This window comes from Gluconobacter albidus, assembly GCF_002005485.1.
GTDB lineage: Bacteria > Pseudomonadota > Alphaproteobacteria > Acetobacterales > Acetobacteraceae > Gluconobacter > Gluconobacter albidus.
This window is the reverse complement of the sequence record NZ_CP014689.1, coordinates 286,163-302,507: the sequence shown is the minus strand read 5'-3', so window position 1 is coordinate 302,507 and position 16,345 is coordinate 286,163. Positions and strand designations below refer to the sequence as shown.

Sequence of the window (16,345 nt, the reverse complement as noted above, 5' to 3'; positions counted from 1 at the left end):
ATTCAGCAGTAACGGCGATAAAAAGCCTCAACGCTGCTGGCCGCTGTCGCGATACGGTAACGGGACATGTCCCACTGACGCGGCGCCGCGGCTTCGAGACGCTGCAACCCGGCCGTCAGGGCTTCGAGGCAGCCGGACGGTAGCAAACATTCTGGCGCCTCTGCGAGAATATCCTTAACTCCGCCCGCCGCCGTTGCGCAGACCGGCAATCCAGCTTCCATGGCTTCCAGCAGCACCAGTCCGAACGGTTCGTGACGTGAGGGAACGACGAACGCATCGAATGCGGCCAGAAGATCGGGCATGTCCGTGCGATAGCCGGTGAAAAGAATATCCGTGCGGCCCTGCGCCGCTTTTTGCAGCGCACACCGCTCCGGGCCGTCGCCGACCAAAACAAGCCGGGTCTCGGGCCTGAGGCCAGCCTGCTTCCAGGCATGGATCAGAAGCTGGAAGTTTTTCTCCTCAACCATCCGCCCGGCTGCCCCGATCACGATGCCCCCATCTGGAATACGCCATTCAAGCCGCATCCGTTCCCGCAAAGCCGCACGATATGCGACAGTGGATTGTGGAGGAAGCGTCCAGTTGGGGATCAGGGCACAGGTTTCACGCTGTCGTTCTGGCAGAACATCGCGCTGCCAGGATGCGATGCAGACAAGTCCGTCATGCGTTCCATAACTGCGGCCGCGATAAGAGGTATGAAGCGTGGCAACGACAGGCACGGAGCCCGCAAGCCCCGCCCGGCGCAGCCAGCTCGCCCGGGCGGAGGCCCGACCGAGATGGGTATGAACGATGTCGTGCCGCCCGCTGCGCAGCTCGCTGGCCAGTGCGGGCAGATATCCCGCCGGCCCCGCCCGCACGATCTTTACGTCAGGGCACAGAAACCCCTGAATATCTCCGCCCGTGCGCGCATCGGTCGTCCTGCGCTCCAAAAGCAACGTGACATCATGGCTCTGCGCCTGAATCGCGGACAATTCCGCAACATGACGCTCCGTTCCCGCAAATTCCCGGGTCGAGAGACAATGCAGAATTCGCAGTCGGGAAGTCACGCGCGTTTTCCTTGATGGGCGTGGCGAAGAAACGGAATGTCAGGAGTTCAGACGGCCTCCGGCCGTACCCCAGACGCCCTCAATGACCGGGCCGCTGCGGCTGGACATGCGCTGGAAAGGCGGACGCGGCTGGCAGGCCACGAGATAAAGGCCGATGGTAAAGAGAAGCTGGGAAATCGTCGTGAGCTGCGTCACCAGCCAGACAAAACCGGGCGCACCCAGCCCGCGGAAAAGCTGGTACGCCAGAAAAGCCAGAGACAACAGCCGCATGGCCCGAAGCAGGGGCCGCAGCGGGTTGAGCATTCCGGGTCGCACCATCGGCGCGGAACGCCGCATGCCCAGAAAGAACGCCAGACTGACGCACCAGATCAGGGCGCTGTCGATCATGTTGCCCAGACTGGCCCCGAACAGCAGCATCGGCAGCACAAGGGACAGCCCGTCAAGCATCAGAGCCCCGAGCTGACAGCTCAGACCAAGATGGAGCGCCGTCAGGCGTGCGGGAAGACGGTCCGCCAGAGGCTGGAAAAGCCGGTCGAGCAGCCAGTCATCCACTTGGGCAATGCGTTCAGGTAAAGTCATCACACATACTTTATCCACCTCCCCGCTCAGCTGCACATAATTTTTTCTTCATCCGGCCGTCAGATACAGCGCTCCAGGCACGGGTTACACATGGTGGACAGAAACCGGCGCAACAGCTTTACTCTTTTGTGAAGATACGTTTCTCCTCAGGAAAGTTCTGAATCCATGTCCGCACTCTCCCGTCTCTCCCGCCTGTCCCTGCTGGCAGCCACCATGCTCGCCCCTCCGGTTCTGACGGGAGCTCACGCCGCCTCGGTCCCGGCCCCGACGGCGAGTGCGGCTCCGGAGAGTGCGGCTCCGGCCACAGTCACGCGCGCAACGCTGCCCAACGGATTGCGGGTTATTGTAGTGCGCGACACGCTCGCTCCGGTCGTGCAGACCATGCTGAATTACGAGACGGGCTCCGTGAATGCGCCGAAGGGCTTTCCCGGCACGGCACATGCGCTCGAGCATATGATGTTCAACGGCTCACAAACCCTCTCGCGCGACCAGCTCTCCACCATCAGCGCGCAGCTCGGCAACAACGACAACGCGGACACGACCTCGGACGTCACGCAGTATTACTTCAAGACCCCCGCCAGCGATCTTGACGTCCTGCTGCGGATTGAGGCCGGACGGATGCGCGGCCTGAACATTACCGAAGCTGAATGGGCCCATGAGAAAGGCGCGATCGAACAGGAAGTCTCGCGCGATCTCTCCAGCCCGATCTACCGGTATCTGTCGCAGATCCGGGCAGCCCTTTATGCAGGCACCCCTTACGAACATGATGCCCTCGGCACGCGTCCGTCCTTTGACGCAACCACCGCTCCGCTGCTGAAAAAATTCTATGAGACCTGGTACACGCCCAACAACGCCGTGCTGGTCATCACCGGCGACGTGGACCCTCAGGAGACGCTGAAAAAAGTCGAGGCCGCTTTTGGCAGTATTCCAGCTACGACCCTTCCCGAACGTGGCACCGTCTCCCCTACCCCGGCCAAGGCCCAGAGCATTTCCCTCGACACCGACCTGCCGATTGGCCTTGTGACGATGGCGTGGCGGATGCCGGGACAGCGTGATCCCGACTATGCCGCGACAACCCTGCTCGCAGATGCCATCAGCAGCCAGCGCGCCGCTCTGTTCGCTCTCGTGCCTGAGGGCAAGGCGCTGGATACGGGCTTCATGTATGATCCCGATGCGCAGGCCGGACTTGGCGTCGTGTACGCCGGCTTCCCCAAAGGCGCCAATCCCGACGGACTGCGGACAGCCGTTGCCGCGATCATGGAGAATTTCCGCGCGCATGGTATTCCGGCCGAACTGATCGAAGCCGCGCGCCGCAAGGAAATCGCAGCGCTTGAGTTCAACGCCAACAGCATTTCCGGCCTTGCCGAAAGCTGGTCGCAGGCCGTCGCCATCCAGCATCTGAACGATCCGCAGGACATGCTGGCCGCTTTCCGCAGCGTCACGAAAGAACAGGTCGACGCGCTGGCGAAAAAACTGCTCGACCCTGCCCATGCCATCAGCGCGACCCTGACGCCCAGCGCTTCGGGCAAGCCCGTCGGCCAGAAGGGCTTTGGCGGTGCGGAGTCATTCAATACCCCTCCCGCGGGCAAGGTTGCTCTCCCGGACTGGGCCCAGCAGGCCCTTGCCCGTCTGACGATCCCTGCCGCAGCGCCGCTTCCCACGGTCTATACGCTGTCCAACGGGCTGCATCTTCTCGTCCAGCCCGAACATGTCAGCCATACGGTTGAACTGATCGGCAGCATCCGCCAGAACGCGGACCTCGAACAGCCTGCCGGTCAGGACGGCGTAGCAGGCGTGACGGAGCAGATGTTCCTCTACGGCAGCAAAACGCATGACCGTCTGGCCCTCGCCCGCGCGCTTGATGACCTCTCGGCAGACGAAGAAGCCGGTCCCTCCTTCTCTCTCAGCACCCTGACGCCAAACTTCGAAAAAGGCCTCGCCCTGCTGGCGGATCACGAACTGAACCCGGCATTCCCGGAAAAAGCGTTCCGCGTCACGCAGATGCAGGCTGCACAGGCTCAGGCCGGTGAGCTTCAGTCACCCGGTTACCGCTTCGGCCGCGCCACCCGCAAGGCACTCGTCCCCCCGCAGGACCCGACCCTGCGTGAAGCCACGCCTGCCACGATCAGCAAGCTCACACTGGCCGACGTTCAGGCCTATTATGCCCACACCTATCGTCCGGATCTGACCACCATCGTCATTGTCGGCGACATCACTCCCGAGGCTGCAAAAGCAGACGTTGAGAAAGCATTTGGCGGCTGGAAGGCCGTGGGACCAAAGCCCGTCGTCGATCTGCCGGGAATTCCCCTCAGCCGCCCCTCCCAGGCCGTAGTCGAAGATCCGGGCCGTTCACAGGACGAGGTCAAGCTTGTTGAGACCATCGGCATGAAAGTGACCGATCCTGACCGTCACGCACTCGCCGTCGGCAACACGATCCTTGGAGACGGCTTCTCTTCGCGCCTGATGCAGGACCTGCGCGTCAAGACGGGCTATGTTTATGGCGCCGGAAGCGGATTCAACTATTCCCGCACCCGCAGCAGCTTCGGCATTACTTTCGGCGCCGATCCCGACAAGGTTGGCAAGGCCCGGGCGCTTGCCGTCAAGGATGTCGAGGACATGCGCACAACACCCGTCTCGCAGGAAAGCCTCGACCTCGCCAAGGCCACCCTCCTGCGCAGTCAGCCCATGTCCCGCGCCAGCTTCAGTGCCCTGGCCGGAAGCTACCTTTCCCTGATCGCGCTGGACCTGCCGCTCGACAGTCAGGCGAAAGCCGCGCAGGCCATCTATGACATGACCCCGCAGCAGGTGCAGGCGGCGTTCCGCAAATGGGTCCGCCCGACCGATCTCGCCCAGATCGTCATGGGTCCTCAGCCGAACTGAGGCTCCTCTCAAACACAAAAAAAGGCCGCGGAATGACTTCCGCGGCCTTTTTTAATGGGGCTCGTCCTGAACGATGCTCAGGCGATCAGGCCCTCGTCTTTCAGAACGCGCAGCGCATACTCGATACGGTGTCGGTACAGGTGTTCGGCCTGCGTCCGCGCCTGCGCCTTGCGGGCCATTTTCACACGTAGTTCATTGTTGTCGAGATAGGTCGCGACCAGCCGTTCGAAATCGACACGGTTCGAGAAGACCGGAATTTCATCCGCCGAGTAATACCGCCGGATCTCATGGGTGTCTTCATGAAATACCTGAAACGCCCCGGCCAGCGCGGCCTCGAATGTCCGCGGCCCCGGCGTGGAAGGCGCAATGACGAAACGCTTGTTCTCAAAGCTCAGGGAACGCCCCAGATTCAGGACCAACTTGGAGCGACGGTACAGTTCCACGAGCTGCGATTTCTCGATCCGGGCATCGGAGAACCCGATCCCCAGTTCACCCCAGCCCGGCCCGACGATCTTGATGTTCAGATCCCGCAGGGCGGGGAGAAGATTGCGGACGATATCCTTGCGGTTGGTGAACGCCACACCACAGAACAGGACGTCAATCGTCTTTTCCGAATGCTCTTCGATCTCGCCGTAATGCAGCTTCGGACTGGCGGCCAGCGGCAGATGGAACACCCGCTCGCGCTGGTAGAAATTATGGCCCCAGCGGTCACAGGAGAAAATCACGTCGAAATCATCGGCAACGCGATAGTTCGCATCCTGCTCGTAGGGGTCTTCGGTCGCCCAGAACACAGTCACGGCGCCGATCTTTTTTGCCTCACGGCATACCTCGCCGAAATAGGTGCTTTCAGGAAGGTAGGAGCCGATGGCAAAGACAATTGTCGGCTTCAGGAAGCGGATGGAACTGGCCGCGGCCGAGATGTGAACGGCCGTAACGTTTTCCTCACCGAAACAGTCCGCCCAGCCATCCATGATGGACTCGCGGATCTGGGTGTTGGCCTGGCTTTCATACCGCCCCCCGCTACACACAAGGACCCGACCGGTCATCCCGGCTGTTCCGCTGTTCGTCACACTGGCGTCCCCGGCTTCCACGACCGCGTCATTCACTGCGTCCATAACCTTCCTGCTCTCCCCAAACTTCTAAAACCGGTCGTATCCGGTCCGTCATGCCATGCAGCTCTGAACAATCCCTGACAGCGCCTGCCGGAAATCGGCCGGAGAACAGTCCCGCTCGACAGCCGCGAGAGCGCCGTTGCGCAGAGTCTTCCACAGTTCCCCGTCCCGATAAAGCCGCTCTACAGCCGCCGCGAACGCCTGCGGATCATCCGCCGGAGCCGCCAGAACCTCGCTACCCTCAGCCCAGCCAACCTGCTCCTGAAGCAGTGTCGTCACGACCTGCGGCAGACCATAGGACGCCGCTTCATGAACCTTGAAGGGGATCCCTCCCGCAAACCGCGTCGGCGCGACAAAGACCCTGTGCCGGTCGAACAGCTCTCTCGGGTCTCCGACCGGCCCCACGATCTCGACCCGGCTGTTCGTCGAAAAGACCGTCATGTCCACATTCGGTCCGACAAACCCCGCGATCGTAAAATGAACTTCCGGCGGCAGAACACTGTCCAGCAGGGGCAGGACACTCTCCACGAACCAGACAAGACTGTCATGGTTGGGCGCACCCTCATCATGAATCGCGCCAAAGAAAAGGATGTTGTGACGGTTCTCGAAAGGAGCAGGGGTGGGCTGAGGATTCAGTTCATGTCCAAGCACCGAGACACTCACACAGCCCGCACGGCGCGCCAGCTCTGCATCATGCGCCGTCACCGTAATGACCTTCTGGCAGAACCGGGCACAGTCCAGCTCCTGCTGCAGCATCTCGTCAAAACTGATCTCCGGAGCGGGAAGATCCAGAATCCGTATGCGCTCCAGCGTCCGTGGCGTGGCGATTACTTCCGTATCCAGAACCGGGCCGCCAGCGGGGAGGTAGCGACTTGACTCATTGAGCAGCGGCAGAAGGCGTTCCAGATTATGCGTCCGGCCAATCCAGACCAGATCGTAATATCCGACCCGCTCCTGAATGAAATCAGCGAAGCTGGAAAAATTCCGGTCAACAATCAGTTCCACCGTTTCGGGGAAATCCCCGAACAGATCGATGGATGTCTGATCCCGCGCAAGCACAGGGAAAACCGTTACCTGATAACCCAGAGCCGTCATCTCGCGGATGATGTCGTTGGAACGGACATAGCCCGATCCCAGACGGCGCAGGGGCAGACGATCCTCGATAAAAAGGATTTTTCTACGCTGGCTCACGCGGTGTTCGCGACCAAGCACGGCATTGCGGATATGGGCAGGCTGCTGATGCCGCAGGAAATCCTGCTGCAGGCGCGCAAAGGTCTTGAGATTGCCACGGATCAGGGCATGGGAGCCCGCCGCACCGGAACTTCCGAATTCCAGATGTTCGATCACCACACTCGGATCATAAACGATCCGCATCCCCGCCTTGAGAATCCGCACACACAGATCCGCATCCTCGAAATAGGCGGGCATGTACCGTGGATCATATCCGCCAAGACGGCGCAGCAGCGCAGTCCGCACCATCAGGAAGGCGGCTGAACAGTAATCCACGTCCCGAACGAAATTGGCACTCGTCAGGTTCGGGTCATCCTCGCGCAGATATCCGTAGGTCGCGCCGTCCCGCCAGATGATCGACCCCGCTTCCTGAAGACGCATGTTCGTACGGATCAGCTTGCCACCCACAGCCCCGATACCAGGCTCCCCATGCAGGCGCTTCAAGGCGTGAAGAATGGCATCCGGGTAAAGACGGACATCGTTGTTCAAATACAGGGCGAGCGGTGCTTCTGCTTTTTCCAGCGCAAGATTACAGCCCTGAAGATACCCGATGTTGTGCCGGTAACGCAGGATCGTGGCGCCGCGCACCATCCGGCCGATATGGCGCGTCTGGTCATGAGATCCGGAATCCACGAGGATAAGCTGGATCCCCCCGCCATAATTGGCACGCAGGGACGCCAGCGCCTGCGCGGTCAGGGCGATCCGGTCATAAACCACCATCAGCACGCTGACTTCAGGCACACCATGAACGGTGAAATCCAGCGGATGGCGGACCAGCGATGGCAGAATGGCTTCGGCCTCACGCTCGAACAGGATCCGGGACTGTTCTTCGGGAATAGCGGGAACAGCTGCAAGAGCCGCCATCCGTCCCTCGCCCAGACCCGTCCGCCCCGCCACAAGATGGGCAAACGCACTGTCATACAGACGATTGCGCACATCGTTGCGGACCTGCGTCTGCGACATATGGGCCGCAAGATCCACATCCGCCTGCGGAATACGGCCTTCCTGCGCGCCGTAACGGACGAAATGATCGTAGCCGTTACGGAAAAACCCATGCTCCAGCGAGGGGAGAATGTCGGGGTGGGCCGTGGCGTAGAACTGTTCGGAGAAGAATTCCTGAGGATCGAAAAGCCGGGGCGTTTCGTTCGTGAGGTAATGATGCAGGGCGCTCGAATAATGTCCGGCAGCGATCTCCTGACGGACTTCTGGATAGCGCGTCAGATACCAGACCGGATCAAAATACCAGGAGACGCGACCGGCATCGGCAACATGGGCCGGCAGGCCAAGCCAGGAACCGAACAGACCGATCCGACTGTCGAAATGATCCGGAAAAGTCAGCGCAAGATCCCGGCAGAGCTCATCATCAAAGAAATGATGCCCGCGGTAGTAATGACTTTCGCCAATCTCGAGAAAATGGTCGTAGCCGTTGAGGAACCCGTTTTCAGTCAGGAAACGCTGCGTCAGCTCCGGATAGCGGCGGCGATAGGCGGGTTCGTCAAACAGCCAGTGCGGCGCGTGGGTTTTGTAACCCGTGGCGATGTAGTGCTCAAAACCCGACGCCCACTCTTCGCGGATGAGGCCCTGACGCACATCCTTGTGGGCCTCGCGATACCACACCTCGTCAAAATACCGATTGGGAGAGTGTCCGTAACGCTGACCCGTCTGCTGATAGAATGCATACGGCCCTTCCTGCCCCTCTTCCCGCATCCAGTCCCGCACCTCGGGATAGCGCAGCAGATACCATTGCGCGTCAAAACGGGACCAGCGGGGGGTACGGGGCTCCTCTGACAGCGGCACTTCAGCATTTTCGGACATCAGGGCAAGCCTCCCGCTCCAGGTCAGGAAACGATCTTTGCCGCGAGCAGGCGTTCAGCACGTTCGACATCATAAGGCTGCACATCCGTCCGTTCGACCGTCAGGACAGCACCATCATCAAACGTCACGGCAATATCCGTCAGTCTCGATCCGTAGACATCGCCGACGACATTGACGAGGATGAAGCGATAGACCCCATCAAGCGGACGCGCATAGCCTTCGCGCGGCATGAACGCCCCTCTGAACCCAACACAGAGAGGTGCATCACGGTAAACCTTGCCGACATCGGCACGGGCCATCCGTTCCATCGCAAAGAAGATGATTTCCTCTCCGCTTTCCGATACCAGTCCGCCATAAACCTGTCCGGCCCGGGACAGATTGCGGAAGAACATCCAGCCCCGGATCATGACGGGCGTTTCAGGACCGGAGGGCAGGGGAAGATCACCGAGCAGTCCACTGAACTCGTCAATGAAATACTCCAGGGCACCCGCCGTATATGGATGCATCGGCTGTTTGCCGACACCTGACAGCTTGACGTTCCGCATCAGACCGTCGCTGTGGGAAACGCGACGGAAGTCGGACAGGACAAGATCGTTGGACGGCGCGCTGCGGACGATACTCCGGATCTGGCCTCCCTCGACCTCGATCTGGATCGGGGTCAGCTGGAAAGCGCCCTGCCCATTGACCACATTGATCAGACCAATCCGGAATCGCCCTTCACACCACTTACCGCGCAGAGCCACTTTCCCAGAGAACCCTGAACGTCGGGGCGCATCGGCAAAAAGCTCCGCAATATCGCCCCTGATTTCGCGCTGGCATTCCAGAAAAATCATCGGGCTGTCGGGATCTTCGCCTACCAGAACCGTGAACATCTGCCCTGCAGAACTTACACCGGGAAGAATCATCCATCCCCGGATATGGAACTCGGAAGCCCCCTGGAAAACCGCTTCATCCAGATCGGAAAAGACGTGGTGGCAGATATCGTCGATATAGCATTCCGCCCCCTGGACGGAGAACCAGTCCGAAATCGTAACCGGAAGTTCCACAGACAGATCACGGGCGGTCGGAGGATCGAAAATATGGCGCGGCGGGGCCTGATGACGCCAGGAGGCGTGAGGCAGCAGATGAACCTGTCCGGCATCCAGACGCAGTTCCGAGACGCCCATTTCACGCCGGGGCGCCGTCTCGTGATACAGCGCCAGAAGATCGTCGGCATAGTCCCGTGCATGAGTCCAGAGCGCGGGCGTAATGTTCTGCATGATCTGGTGGCGCAGCGGCTCGGAAGAACGCAGGAGTTCCAGCCGTTCGAGCACCATGCTCGGACGGCTGATGGGAACCTTGAAACCGTTGACGCCGTCTTCGACGCGGTCTCCCAGAGCCCCCACATCCGTCACGATGGGAATGAGTCCGTTCTGCCAGGCTTCAGAAAGCGAGATGCAGTATGTCTCGGGCCAGATCGAGAGATTCAGCGCGACATCCGCGACTTTCAGCGCGTCGATGTCTCCCATCTCGTAACGGCCATAAACCTTGACGTTCGCACGCGGAACAGCCGTCAGAACCGCCTCGTATTCCGGGCTCAGATATCCGAAAATATGAAAAACGAAATGATCCGGATGGGCGATATCGATCAGGCTGAGGATCGTGTCTGCGCCTTTGGTCCGCAGGAAGTTTCCGACGATCGCCACGCCCAGCGGGCGCTCCCCGAGAGGCTGATACGCTTTTCTCAGAACGGGAACCGTATTGTCCGGGCTCGGAATTCCCTTCACGAGGCTGCGCTTGCTGTCGAGAACCGGATAGATCTCGTGCGTCAGGTTCCGCGAATGAACCGTCCCGAACAGGATGGCATCAATCGAGTGTAGCATCTTCGCCACGAAAGCACGGCGGGTCTGCTCTCCACCATGTTCCACATTCTCTGATGCCTTAAGGGTAATGTCGGCAGCGAGAACGGAACGAACCTCGGCTTCGACATACCGCAACTCATGGTTGAGCAGGTTATACCGTGCGGAGAGCAGCCAGAAATCATGGGCGGAAAAGATCACACCCGTCCCGTTTGCCTTGGCAATGATTGGCAGCGACAGGGCGTGATGGCCCAGATGCTGGAAATGGACGAGATCAATGTTGTACTGGCTGAGAACACTGGAAAACGCCATTTCTTCCGGCGCATCACACAAGGCATCCTGCCAGCCCACTTCCGGGACGTCAAAACGCTCCAGTTCATGACCGTTAGCCGTCGTCAGGCGGCAGAAGTTTCCACGACGCAGCCAGTAGAAATACTCCACATCCCGCGCCAGCAGCGTGCACAGCCCCTGCTGATAGACCTCAACGCCGCCCCAGGCCTGCTCGTGAATCGTTGAGTGTGTGCACATCAGCACGCGCAGGCGCCGGCGCCGGTGAAGAGGCGCAATCGCATGGGTGCGGCGCCCGAAATCTGCGCCCGTAATGCTCTGGATTTTCTCAAGCCGGTGCTCATACAGATGCTGCGACAGAACCGACTTCTGAGCAGCCTGTGCCGCAGAAAGACGCGCATCTTTCTGCTTGAGCAGCTTTGCGATGGCATCCACGACCTGATTGGCATCCCGGGCCAGCGCAATGCCGTTCACCGTCTCGAAATGGGCGGCATCCATGCTGTCCGGGGCTTCGACCACCTGCGCCGTACCCGCCAAGGCGAGTTCGAAGAAACGCGGGCCAGGTGCCGTTGCCTGACTGACTTCGCCATGACTGGCGTAATCACGGAACATGGTCAGGGTGACGGCGCTGACATTCGCAAAATCAATGAAGGCTTCATGACTGATGGGACGCTGGATGGCGAGAGATGCCAGATCGCCGGGCAGCGGCGGCAGGAACTCATTGGTCGGGCAGACTAGCTTGAGCCGGGCATCGGGGAACGCCGCAATGACCTTGCGCAGCGTATGAACACGATTGGGCCACATCGTGCCCGCGAAGAAGATATCGTATTCCAGATCGTCCGCAGGAACCACACTCCGTTCATGGATCGACGGGCTGGCAGCCAGCGGAAGGTAATGTCCCTTGCCATGATAGTATTCGGCACAGGACGGATCATTCGTAAAGACGAAGTCAAAAAGTTCGGCGTTCTCGACATTGAAATCCCGCATGAAGGGATCTTCGAACGTCCAGAGGATCATGGTCTTGAAGGCCGGGCGGACCCGGCGGATGAGCGGAAGGTTGATGCGCTGGGCGTCCAGACAGATCAGGACATCATGCTCGCCGGACGCAGCGATCCCCGCAAGGCTCATGTTGTCCGCGACCGTGACATTATCCTTGCCGAAAAGCGCCTGGGCCGCCCGCTGCACGGCCAATGTCAGATAGGAATTGGGATTGTGGGTATAATTCGTATTGTAAATGACCGCCATCAATCTCCTGGGCTCTGACGCCCACTCCCATCTTCAATATTGGCCAGTCGTCCGGATTTCAGCAGGACCTGCCTCCCGTTTACGACATTTTTGTCTCGACGCACCTTCTTGTGTAGCGGATGGCACGGTCAAGAAAAAGCCCACCGCAAAAGAATGAATTTTTGATAAAAAAAGGGCCGCCGAAGCGACCCTTTATTCTCCGACCGAAAGAGGAAATCCTCTTTCGGTAACCTGGGCAGATGCTCAGGCGTCCGTGTTACGGCGACGGATAGCGGCACCCAGGATGTCACCCAGGGACGCGCCAGAGTCAGAAGACCCGTATTCGTTGATGGCTGCCTTGTCTTCCTCGACCTCACGGCCGCGGATCGTCAGGGCCAGCTTGCGTGACGCGCGGTCAACGGAGACGACCTTGGCGTCAACCTTCTCACCGACTGCGAAACGCTCCGGACGCTGCTCGGCCTTGTCACGGGCCAGTTCAGCGCGACGGATGAAGCCCTGCAGGACGTCATCAACCTTCACTTCGATCCCGTTGCTCTGAACAGCGGTCACGACGCAGGTCACGACAGCACCCTTCTGGACGCGGGACAGGGTGTCAGCGGCCGGATCTTCCTGAAGCTGCTTGATGCCCAGGGAGATACGCTCTTTCTCGGGATCCACATCGAGGACCTTGGCCTTGACGACCTGACCCTTCTCGTAATGGGCCATAGCAGCTTCGCCAGCTTCGTCCCAGGAGAGATCGGACATGTGAACCATGCCGTCGATGTCTGCGGAAAGACCAACGAACAGACCGAATTCGGTGATGTTGCGGATCTCGCCTTCGATGATCGAACCGACCTTGTGCTCTTCCTCGAACTGTTCCCAAGGGTTGCGCTGAACCTGCTTGAGACCAAGGGAGATGCGGCGCTTGGAGCTGTCCACATCCAGAACCATGACGTCGACTTCCTGCGAAGTGGCGACGATCTTGCCCGGATGGACGTTCTTCTTTGTCCAGGACATTTCGGAAACGTGCACCAGACCTTCGACGCCCGGCTCCAGCTCCACGAATGCACCGTAGTCGGTGATGTTCGTGACACGACCCGTGAAGCGTGCTCCAGCCGGATACTTGATGGCGACGTTTTCCCAGGGATCAGCTTCAAGCTGCTTCATGCCCAGGGAGATACGCTGCGTATCGGAGTTGAAGCGGATGACCTGCACGCGAACCGGCTGACCGATCTGCAGAGCTTCGGACGGGTGGTTGATGCGCTTCCATGCGATGTCCGTGACATGCAGGAGGCCATCGACGCCACCGAGGTCAACGAACGCACCGTAGTCGGTGATGTTCTTGACGACGCCGTCGAGGATCATGCCTTCCTTCAGGCCCTGGATCAGCTCGGAGCGCTGTTCCGCACGGGTCTCTTCGAGAACGGCACGACGCGAGACAACGATGTTGCCACGGGCGCGGTCCATCTTCAGGATCTGGAACGGCTGCGGATGACCCATCAGGGGTCCGACGTCACGAACCGGACGGATATCGACCTGGCTGCCCGGAAGGAACGCCATGGCGCCGCCGAGATCAACCGTGAAGCCGCCCTTGACGCGACCATAGATCGTGCCGTTGACGCGCTGGTTGTTGCCGAATGCACGCTCCAGAGCGGTCCATGCTTCTTCGCGGCGAGCCTTCTCGCGCGACAGGACGATGGAGCCGTCACGGTCTTCGTAACGCTCGACATAAAGCTCGACAACGTCGCCCGGCTTTACGTCCGGGGCAACGCCAGCCGGACCGAATTCCTTGAGGGAGACGCGGCCTTCGCTCTTGAGGCCGACATCGACGATGGCGAATTCGTCGGTCAGGCGGACAACGCGACCGGTGACGACGGAGCCGTCAAAGCCCGTGTCGCGGCCAAGGGTCTCGTCGAGAAGAGCTGCGAAATCTTCGTGAGCGCGCTCTGTCGTGTGGGTCTGAGTGGCTGAAGCCATGTAGATACGATATTCCCGGACGCCCGTTCCAATGGCGGAGCGGATGTCCACGTCTGCGCCAGATCCAGCAATGGACCGGACGTCTCCCCGCTGCCGATGAACGGTCAGATCGGGTTTGTTGGCTGTTGGACCTGCCCGCCAGACGCGGAACAGACCATCCCCCCTCCCCTTCGGGGCGGGTGATACGGTGCACCAACACCCTGCGGGGGCGCGGTGTCAATAAAAAAAGCCGTTTTCCGGCCGCCGTCGCGTCGGTTCAGTGTCGCGTGTGACGCAGGGCCACGATTTCGCAGGCCTTATCAAGAACCTCTGCGGCAGAAAGCCCGTCCGTCTCGATCAGAACGGCATCCGCAGCCTGAACCAGCGGAGCCGTTTCACGCGATGAATCGCGCGCGTCCCGCGCCACGATTTCGGATACGGCCGCGTCAAGTGAAGCCCCTTCCAGCGGAGTCTCGCCTGCAACCTGACGGTGGCGGCGCAGGGCGCGGGTGCTTGCAGAAGCCGTGATGAAGAACTTCACGTCCGCATCCGGGAAAACAACAGTCCCGATGTCACGCCCATCCACGACCGCGCCGGTTTCAGATGCAAAAACGCGCTGACGGCCCAGCAGTGCGGCACGGACAGCGGGCTGTGCCGCAACGAGAGAAGCCCCACGATCAATCTCGGGAACACGCAGGTCCGTCCGGGCAAGATCAGCCTGTTGCAGAGCTTGCGCTTCAGCGGAAGCATCGTCAGCCGGGTCCAGCCCGGCATTCACCATCCGGCGCGCAACAGCACGATACAGCAACCCGGTGTCAAGATAGGGCAGCCCCAGTTTCGCGGCCAGAGCCTTGGCGAGCGTTCCTTTGCCCGCCGCCGCAGGCCCGTCAACAGCAATGACCAGCGGACGAGCCGTCACGCCGTCAGCCCTGCGCCGAGAGCGTTCATCAGGTCCACGAAGCCGGGAAAGCTAGTTTCGATGAAAGCCGTGTCGTCCACCTTCACGGGCTTTGCAGCCGCAAGGCCAAGCACGACCGCGCTCATGGCAAGGCGGTGGTCCATATGGGTCTGGACCGTTCCGCCACCGAGAGGCGCATGAGTCCCCTTCACGATGAGATCGTCTCCGATCACTTCGGTTTCGGCACCGTTCACATTCAGCAGGGCGACCGTAGACGCCAGACGGTCACTTTCCTTCACGCGCAGTTCTTCCAGACCGCGCAGACGGGAGGGGCCCTCTGCAAAAGCGCAAGCCACGGCGAGAACGGGATATTCGTCGATCATGGACGGCGCACGTTCGGGCGGAACGTCCACGCCTTTGAGCTGGCTGTGACGGACATGCAGATCGCCAACCGGCTCTCCACCTTCCACGCGCTCGTTCTCGATGGAGAGGGATGCTCCCATCTCGATCAGCGTCGTGAACAGCCCGGTCCGCAGCGGGTTGAGACCCACGCCCTCGATCCAGATATCCGAACCCGGCACCAGCAGGGCCGCGACGATCGGGAAAGCCGCGGAAGACGGATCACCCGGAACCGTGACGTCCCGAGCGGTCATGACGACCGGCCCCGTCAGAGCGATTCGGCGTCCACCCGCATCGAGCCGCGCAACATCCACTTCGACCCCGAAATGCCGGAGCATGTTTTCCGTATGATCGCGCGTGGCGACGGGCTCTTCCACGATCGTGGTGCCATGAGCATTCAGACCCGCCAGCAGAATGGCAGACTTGACCTGAGCGGACGCGACCGGAAGGCGGTATTCGATCGGCTTCGCATCTCCCGTCCCGCGAACGGCCATCGGCAGACGACCGCCTTCACGCGTCAGAAAATCGGCGCCATTGGCCGCCAGAGGCGCAGTCACGCGGCGCATGGGCCGGGACCGCAACGAGGCATCGCCGGTCATGACGCTGTTGAATGCATGGGAAGACAGAATCCCCGACAGCAGGCGGGCCGCCGTGCCGGAATTGCCCATATCCAGCACGTCCGCAGGCTCGCTCAGGGCGCCCACGCCACGACCGTCAATGGTCCACTCCGCGCCCTCGCGCGTGATGGTCGCGCCAAGCGCGCGCATGGCATCCGCCGTCCGCAGCACATCCTCACCTTCGAGCAGACCGGTCACACGGGTGCGGCCGGATGCGAGGGCGGCGAGCATCAGCGAGCGGTGGCTGATGGATTTGTCACCCGGAACACGGGTGCGGCCGGAAAGTCCCTTGGGGGACGCGGAGACGGTCAGGGGGCGCGAGACTTGCATGGTGATGTTCTTGCTGGGGTGCCCCATGCCTGTCAATCACCTCATGAGGGTGCAGTCATGCGCCTGAAAACTGTCAGGAATCATACGATGGGATTTGACAGGGAGCGCACAAGCTGGCATGGCCGCGTTCCTTATT

The 16,345-nt window shown here is 60.6% G+C and carries 9 protein-coding genes; 1 reads left to right on the top strand and 8 read right to left on the bottom strand.

Annotated features, from left to right (window positions below):
• Positions 1–2: 2 nt before the first annotated feature.
• Both A0U94_RS01250 and A0U94_RS01245 read right to left on the bottom strand, forming a co-directional pair.
• On the bottom strand, positions 3–1,043 hold the full coding sequence (locus tag A0U94_RS01250) for a glycosyltransferase (protein WP_208611663.1): 1,041 nt from the start codon (positions 1,041–1,043) through the stop codon (positions 3–5).
• A 39-nt stretch (positions 1,044–1,082) separates the two neighbouring features.
• Positions 1,083–1,622 carry a hypothetical protein gene (locus tag A0U94_RS01245; protein ID WP_077803772.1) on the bottom strand — a complete coding sequence of 180 codons (540 nt, stop codon included), beginning with the start codon at positions 1,620–1,622 and terminating at the stop codon, positions 1,083–1,085.
• A gap of 165 nt (positions 1,623–1,787) precedes the next feature.
• Here A0U94_RS01245 and A0U94_RS01240 point away from each other — a divergent pair, with 165 nt between their 5' ends.
• Complete coding sequence (locus A0U94_RS01240; protein WP_077802199.1) at positions 1,788–4,502, top strand: M16 family metallopeptidase; 2,715 nt, start codon at positions 1,788–1,790, stop codon at positions 4,500–4,502.
• Positions 4,503–4,579: 77 nt separating this feature from the next.
• Here the strand turns inward: A0U94_RS01240 and A0U94_RS01235 are convergent, their stop codons facing one another.
• The 6 genes from A0U94_RS01235 to aroA all read right to left on the bottom strand — a co-directional run bounded on the left by A0U94_RS01235 (position 4,580) and on the right by aroA (position 16,236).
• Entirely contained in the window at positions 4,580–5,548 is a 969-nt protein-coding gene (locus A0U94_RS01235) for a CgeB family protein (protein ID WP_062109393.1), read from the bottom strand.
• A gap of 117 nt (positions 5,549–5,665) precedes the next feature.
• Positions 5,666–8,659, bottom strand: coding sequence for a glycosyltransferase (locus tag A0U94_RS01230; protein ID WP_062109227.1), 2,994 nt, complete (start codon positions 8,657–8,659; stop codon positions 5,666–5,668).
• 23 nt (positions 8,660–8,682) lie between these two features.
• Positions 8,683–12,030, bottom strand: a complete 3,348-nt coding sequence (locus A0U94_RS01225; RefSeq protein ID WP_077802198.1) for a glycosyltransferase family protein — start codon at positions 12,028–12,030, stop codon at positions 8,683–8,685.
• Positions 12,031–12,273: 243 nt separating this feature from the next.
• A complete protein-coding gene (rpsA, locus tag A0U94_RS01220; protein ID WP_062031864.1) occupies positions 12,274–13,986 on the bottom strand; it encodes a 30S ribosomal protein S1 in 1,713 nt (570 codons plus the stop codon).
• A gap of 256 nt (positions 13,987–14,242) precedes the next feature.
• Positions 14,243–14,884 carry a (d)CMP kinase gene (gene cmk, locus A0U94_RS01215; protein ID WP_077802197.1) on the bottom strand — a complete coding sequence of 214 codons (642 nt, stop codon included), beginning with the start codon at positions 14,882–14,884 and terminating at the stop codon, positions 14,243–14,245.
• Positions 14,881–16,236: a 3-phosphoshikimate 1-carboxyvinyltransferase gene (gene aroA, locus A0U94_RS01210; RefSeq protein ID WP_408735612.1), complete on the bottom strand. Its 1,356-nt coding sequence runs from the start codon at positions 16,234–16,236 to the stop codon at positions 14,881–14,883. Before aroA ends, cmk begins: the two co-directional genes overlap by 4 nt.
• Between the last annotated feature and the right edge of the window lie 109 nt (positions 16,237–16,345).

Bases quoted from the DNA above. Each gene is read 5' to 3' on its own strand.
- A0U94_RS01230 (WP_062109227.1), bottom strand. From the start codon at position 8,659: ATGTCCGAAAATGCTGAAGTGCCGCTGTCAGAGGAGCCCCGTACCCCC.
- A0U94_RS01225 (WP_077802198.1), bottom strand. From the start codon at position 12,030: ATGGCGGTCATTTACAATACGAATTATACCCACAATCCCAATTCCTAT.
- aroA (WP_408735612.1), bottom strand. From the start codon at position 16,236: ATGGGGCACCCCAGCAAGAACATCACCATGCAAGTCTCGCGCCCCCTG.
- A0U94_RS01235 (WP_062109393.1), bottom strand. From the start codon at position 5,548: ATGACCGGTCGGGTCCTTGTGTGTAGCGGGGGGCGGTATGAAAGCCAG.
- A0U94_RS01245 (WP_077803772.1), bottom strand. From the start codon at position 1,622: ATGACTTTACCTGAACGCATTGCCCAAGTGGATGACTGGCTGCTCGAC.
- rpsA (WP_062031864.1), bottom strand. From the start codon at position 13,986: ATGGCTTCAGCCACTCAGACCCACACGACAGAGCGCGCTCACGAAGAT.
- A0U94_RS01240 (WP_077802199.1), top strand. From the start codon at position 1,788: ATGTCCGCACTCTCCCGTCTCTCCCGCCTGTCCCTGCTGGCAGCCACC.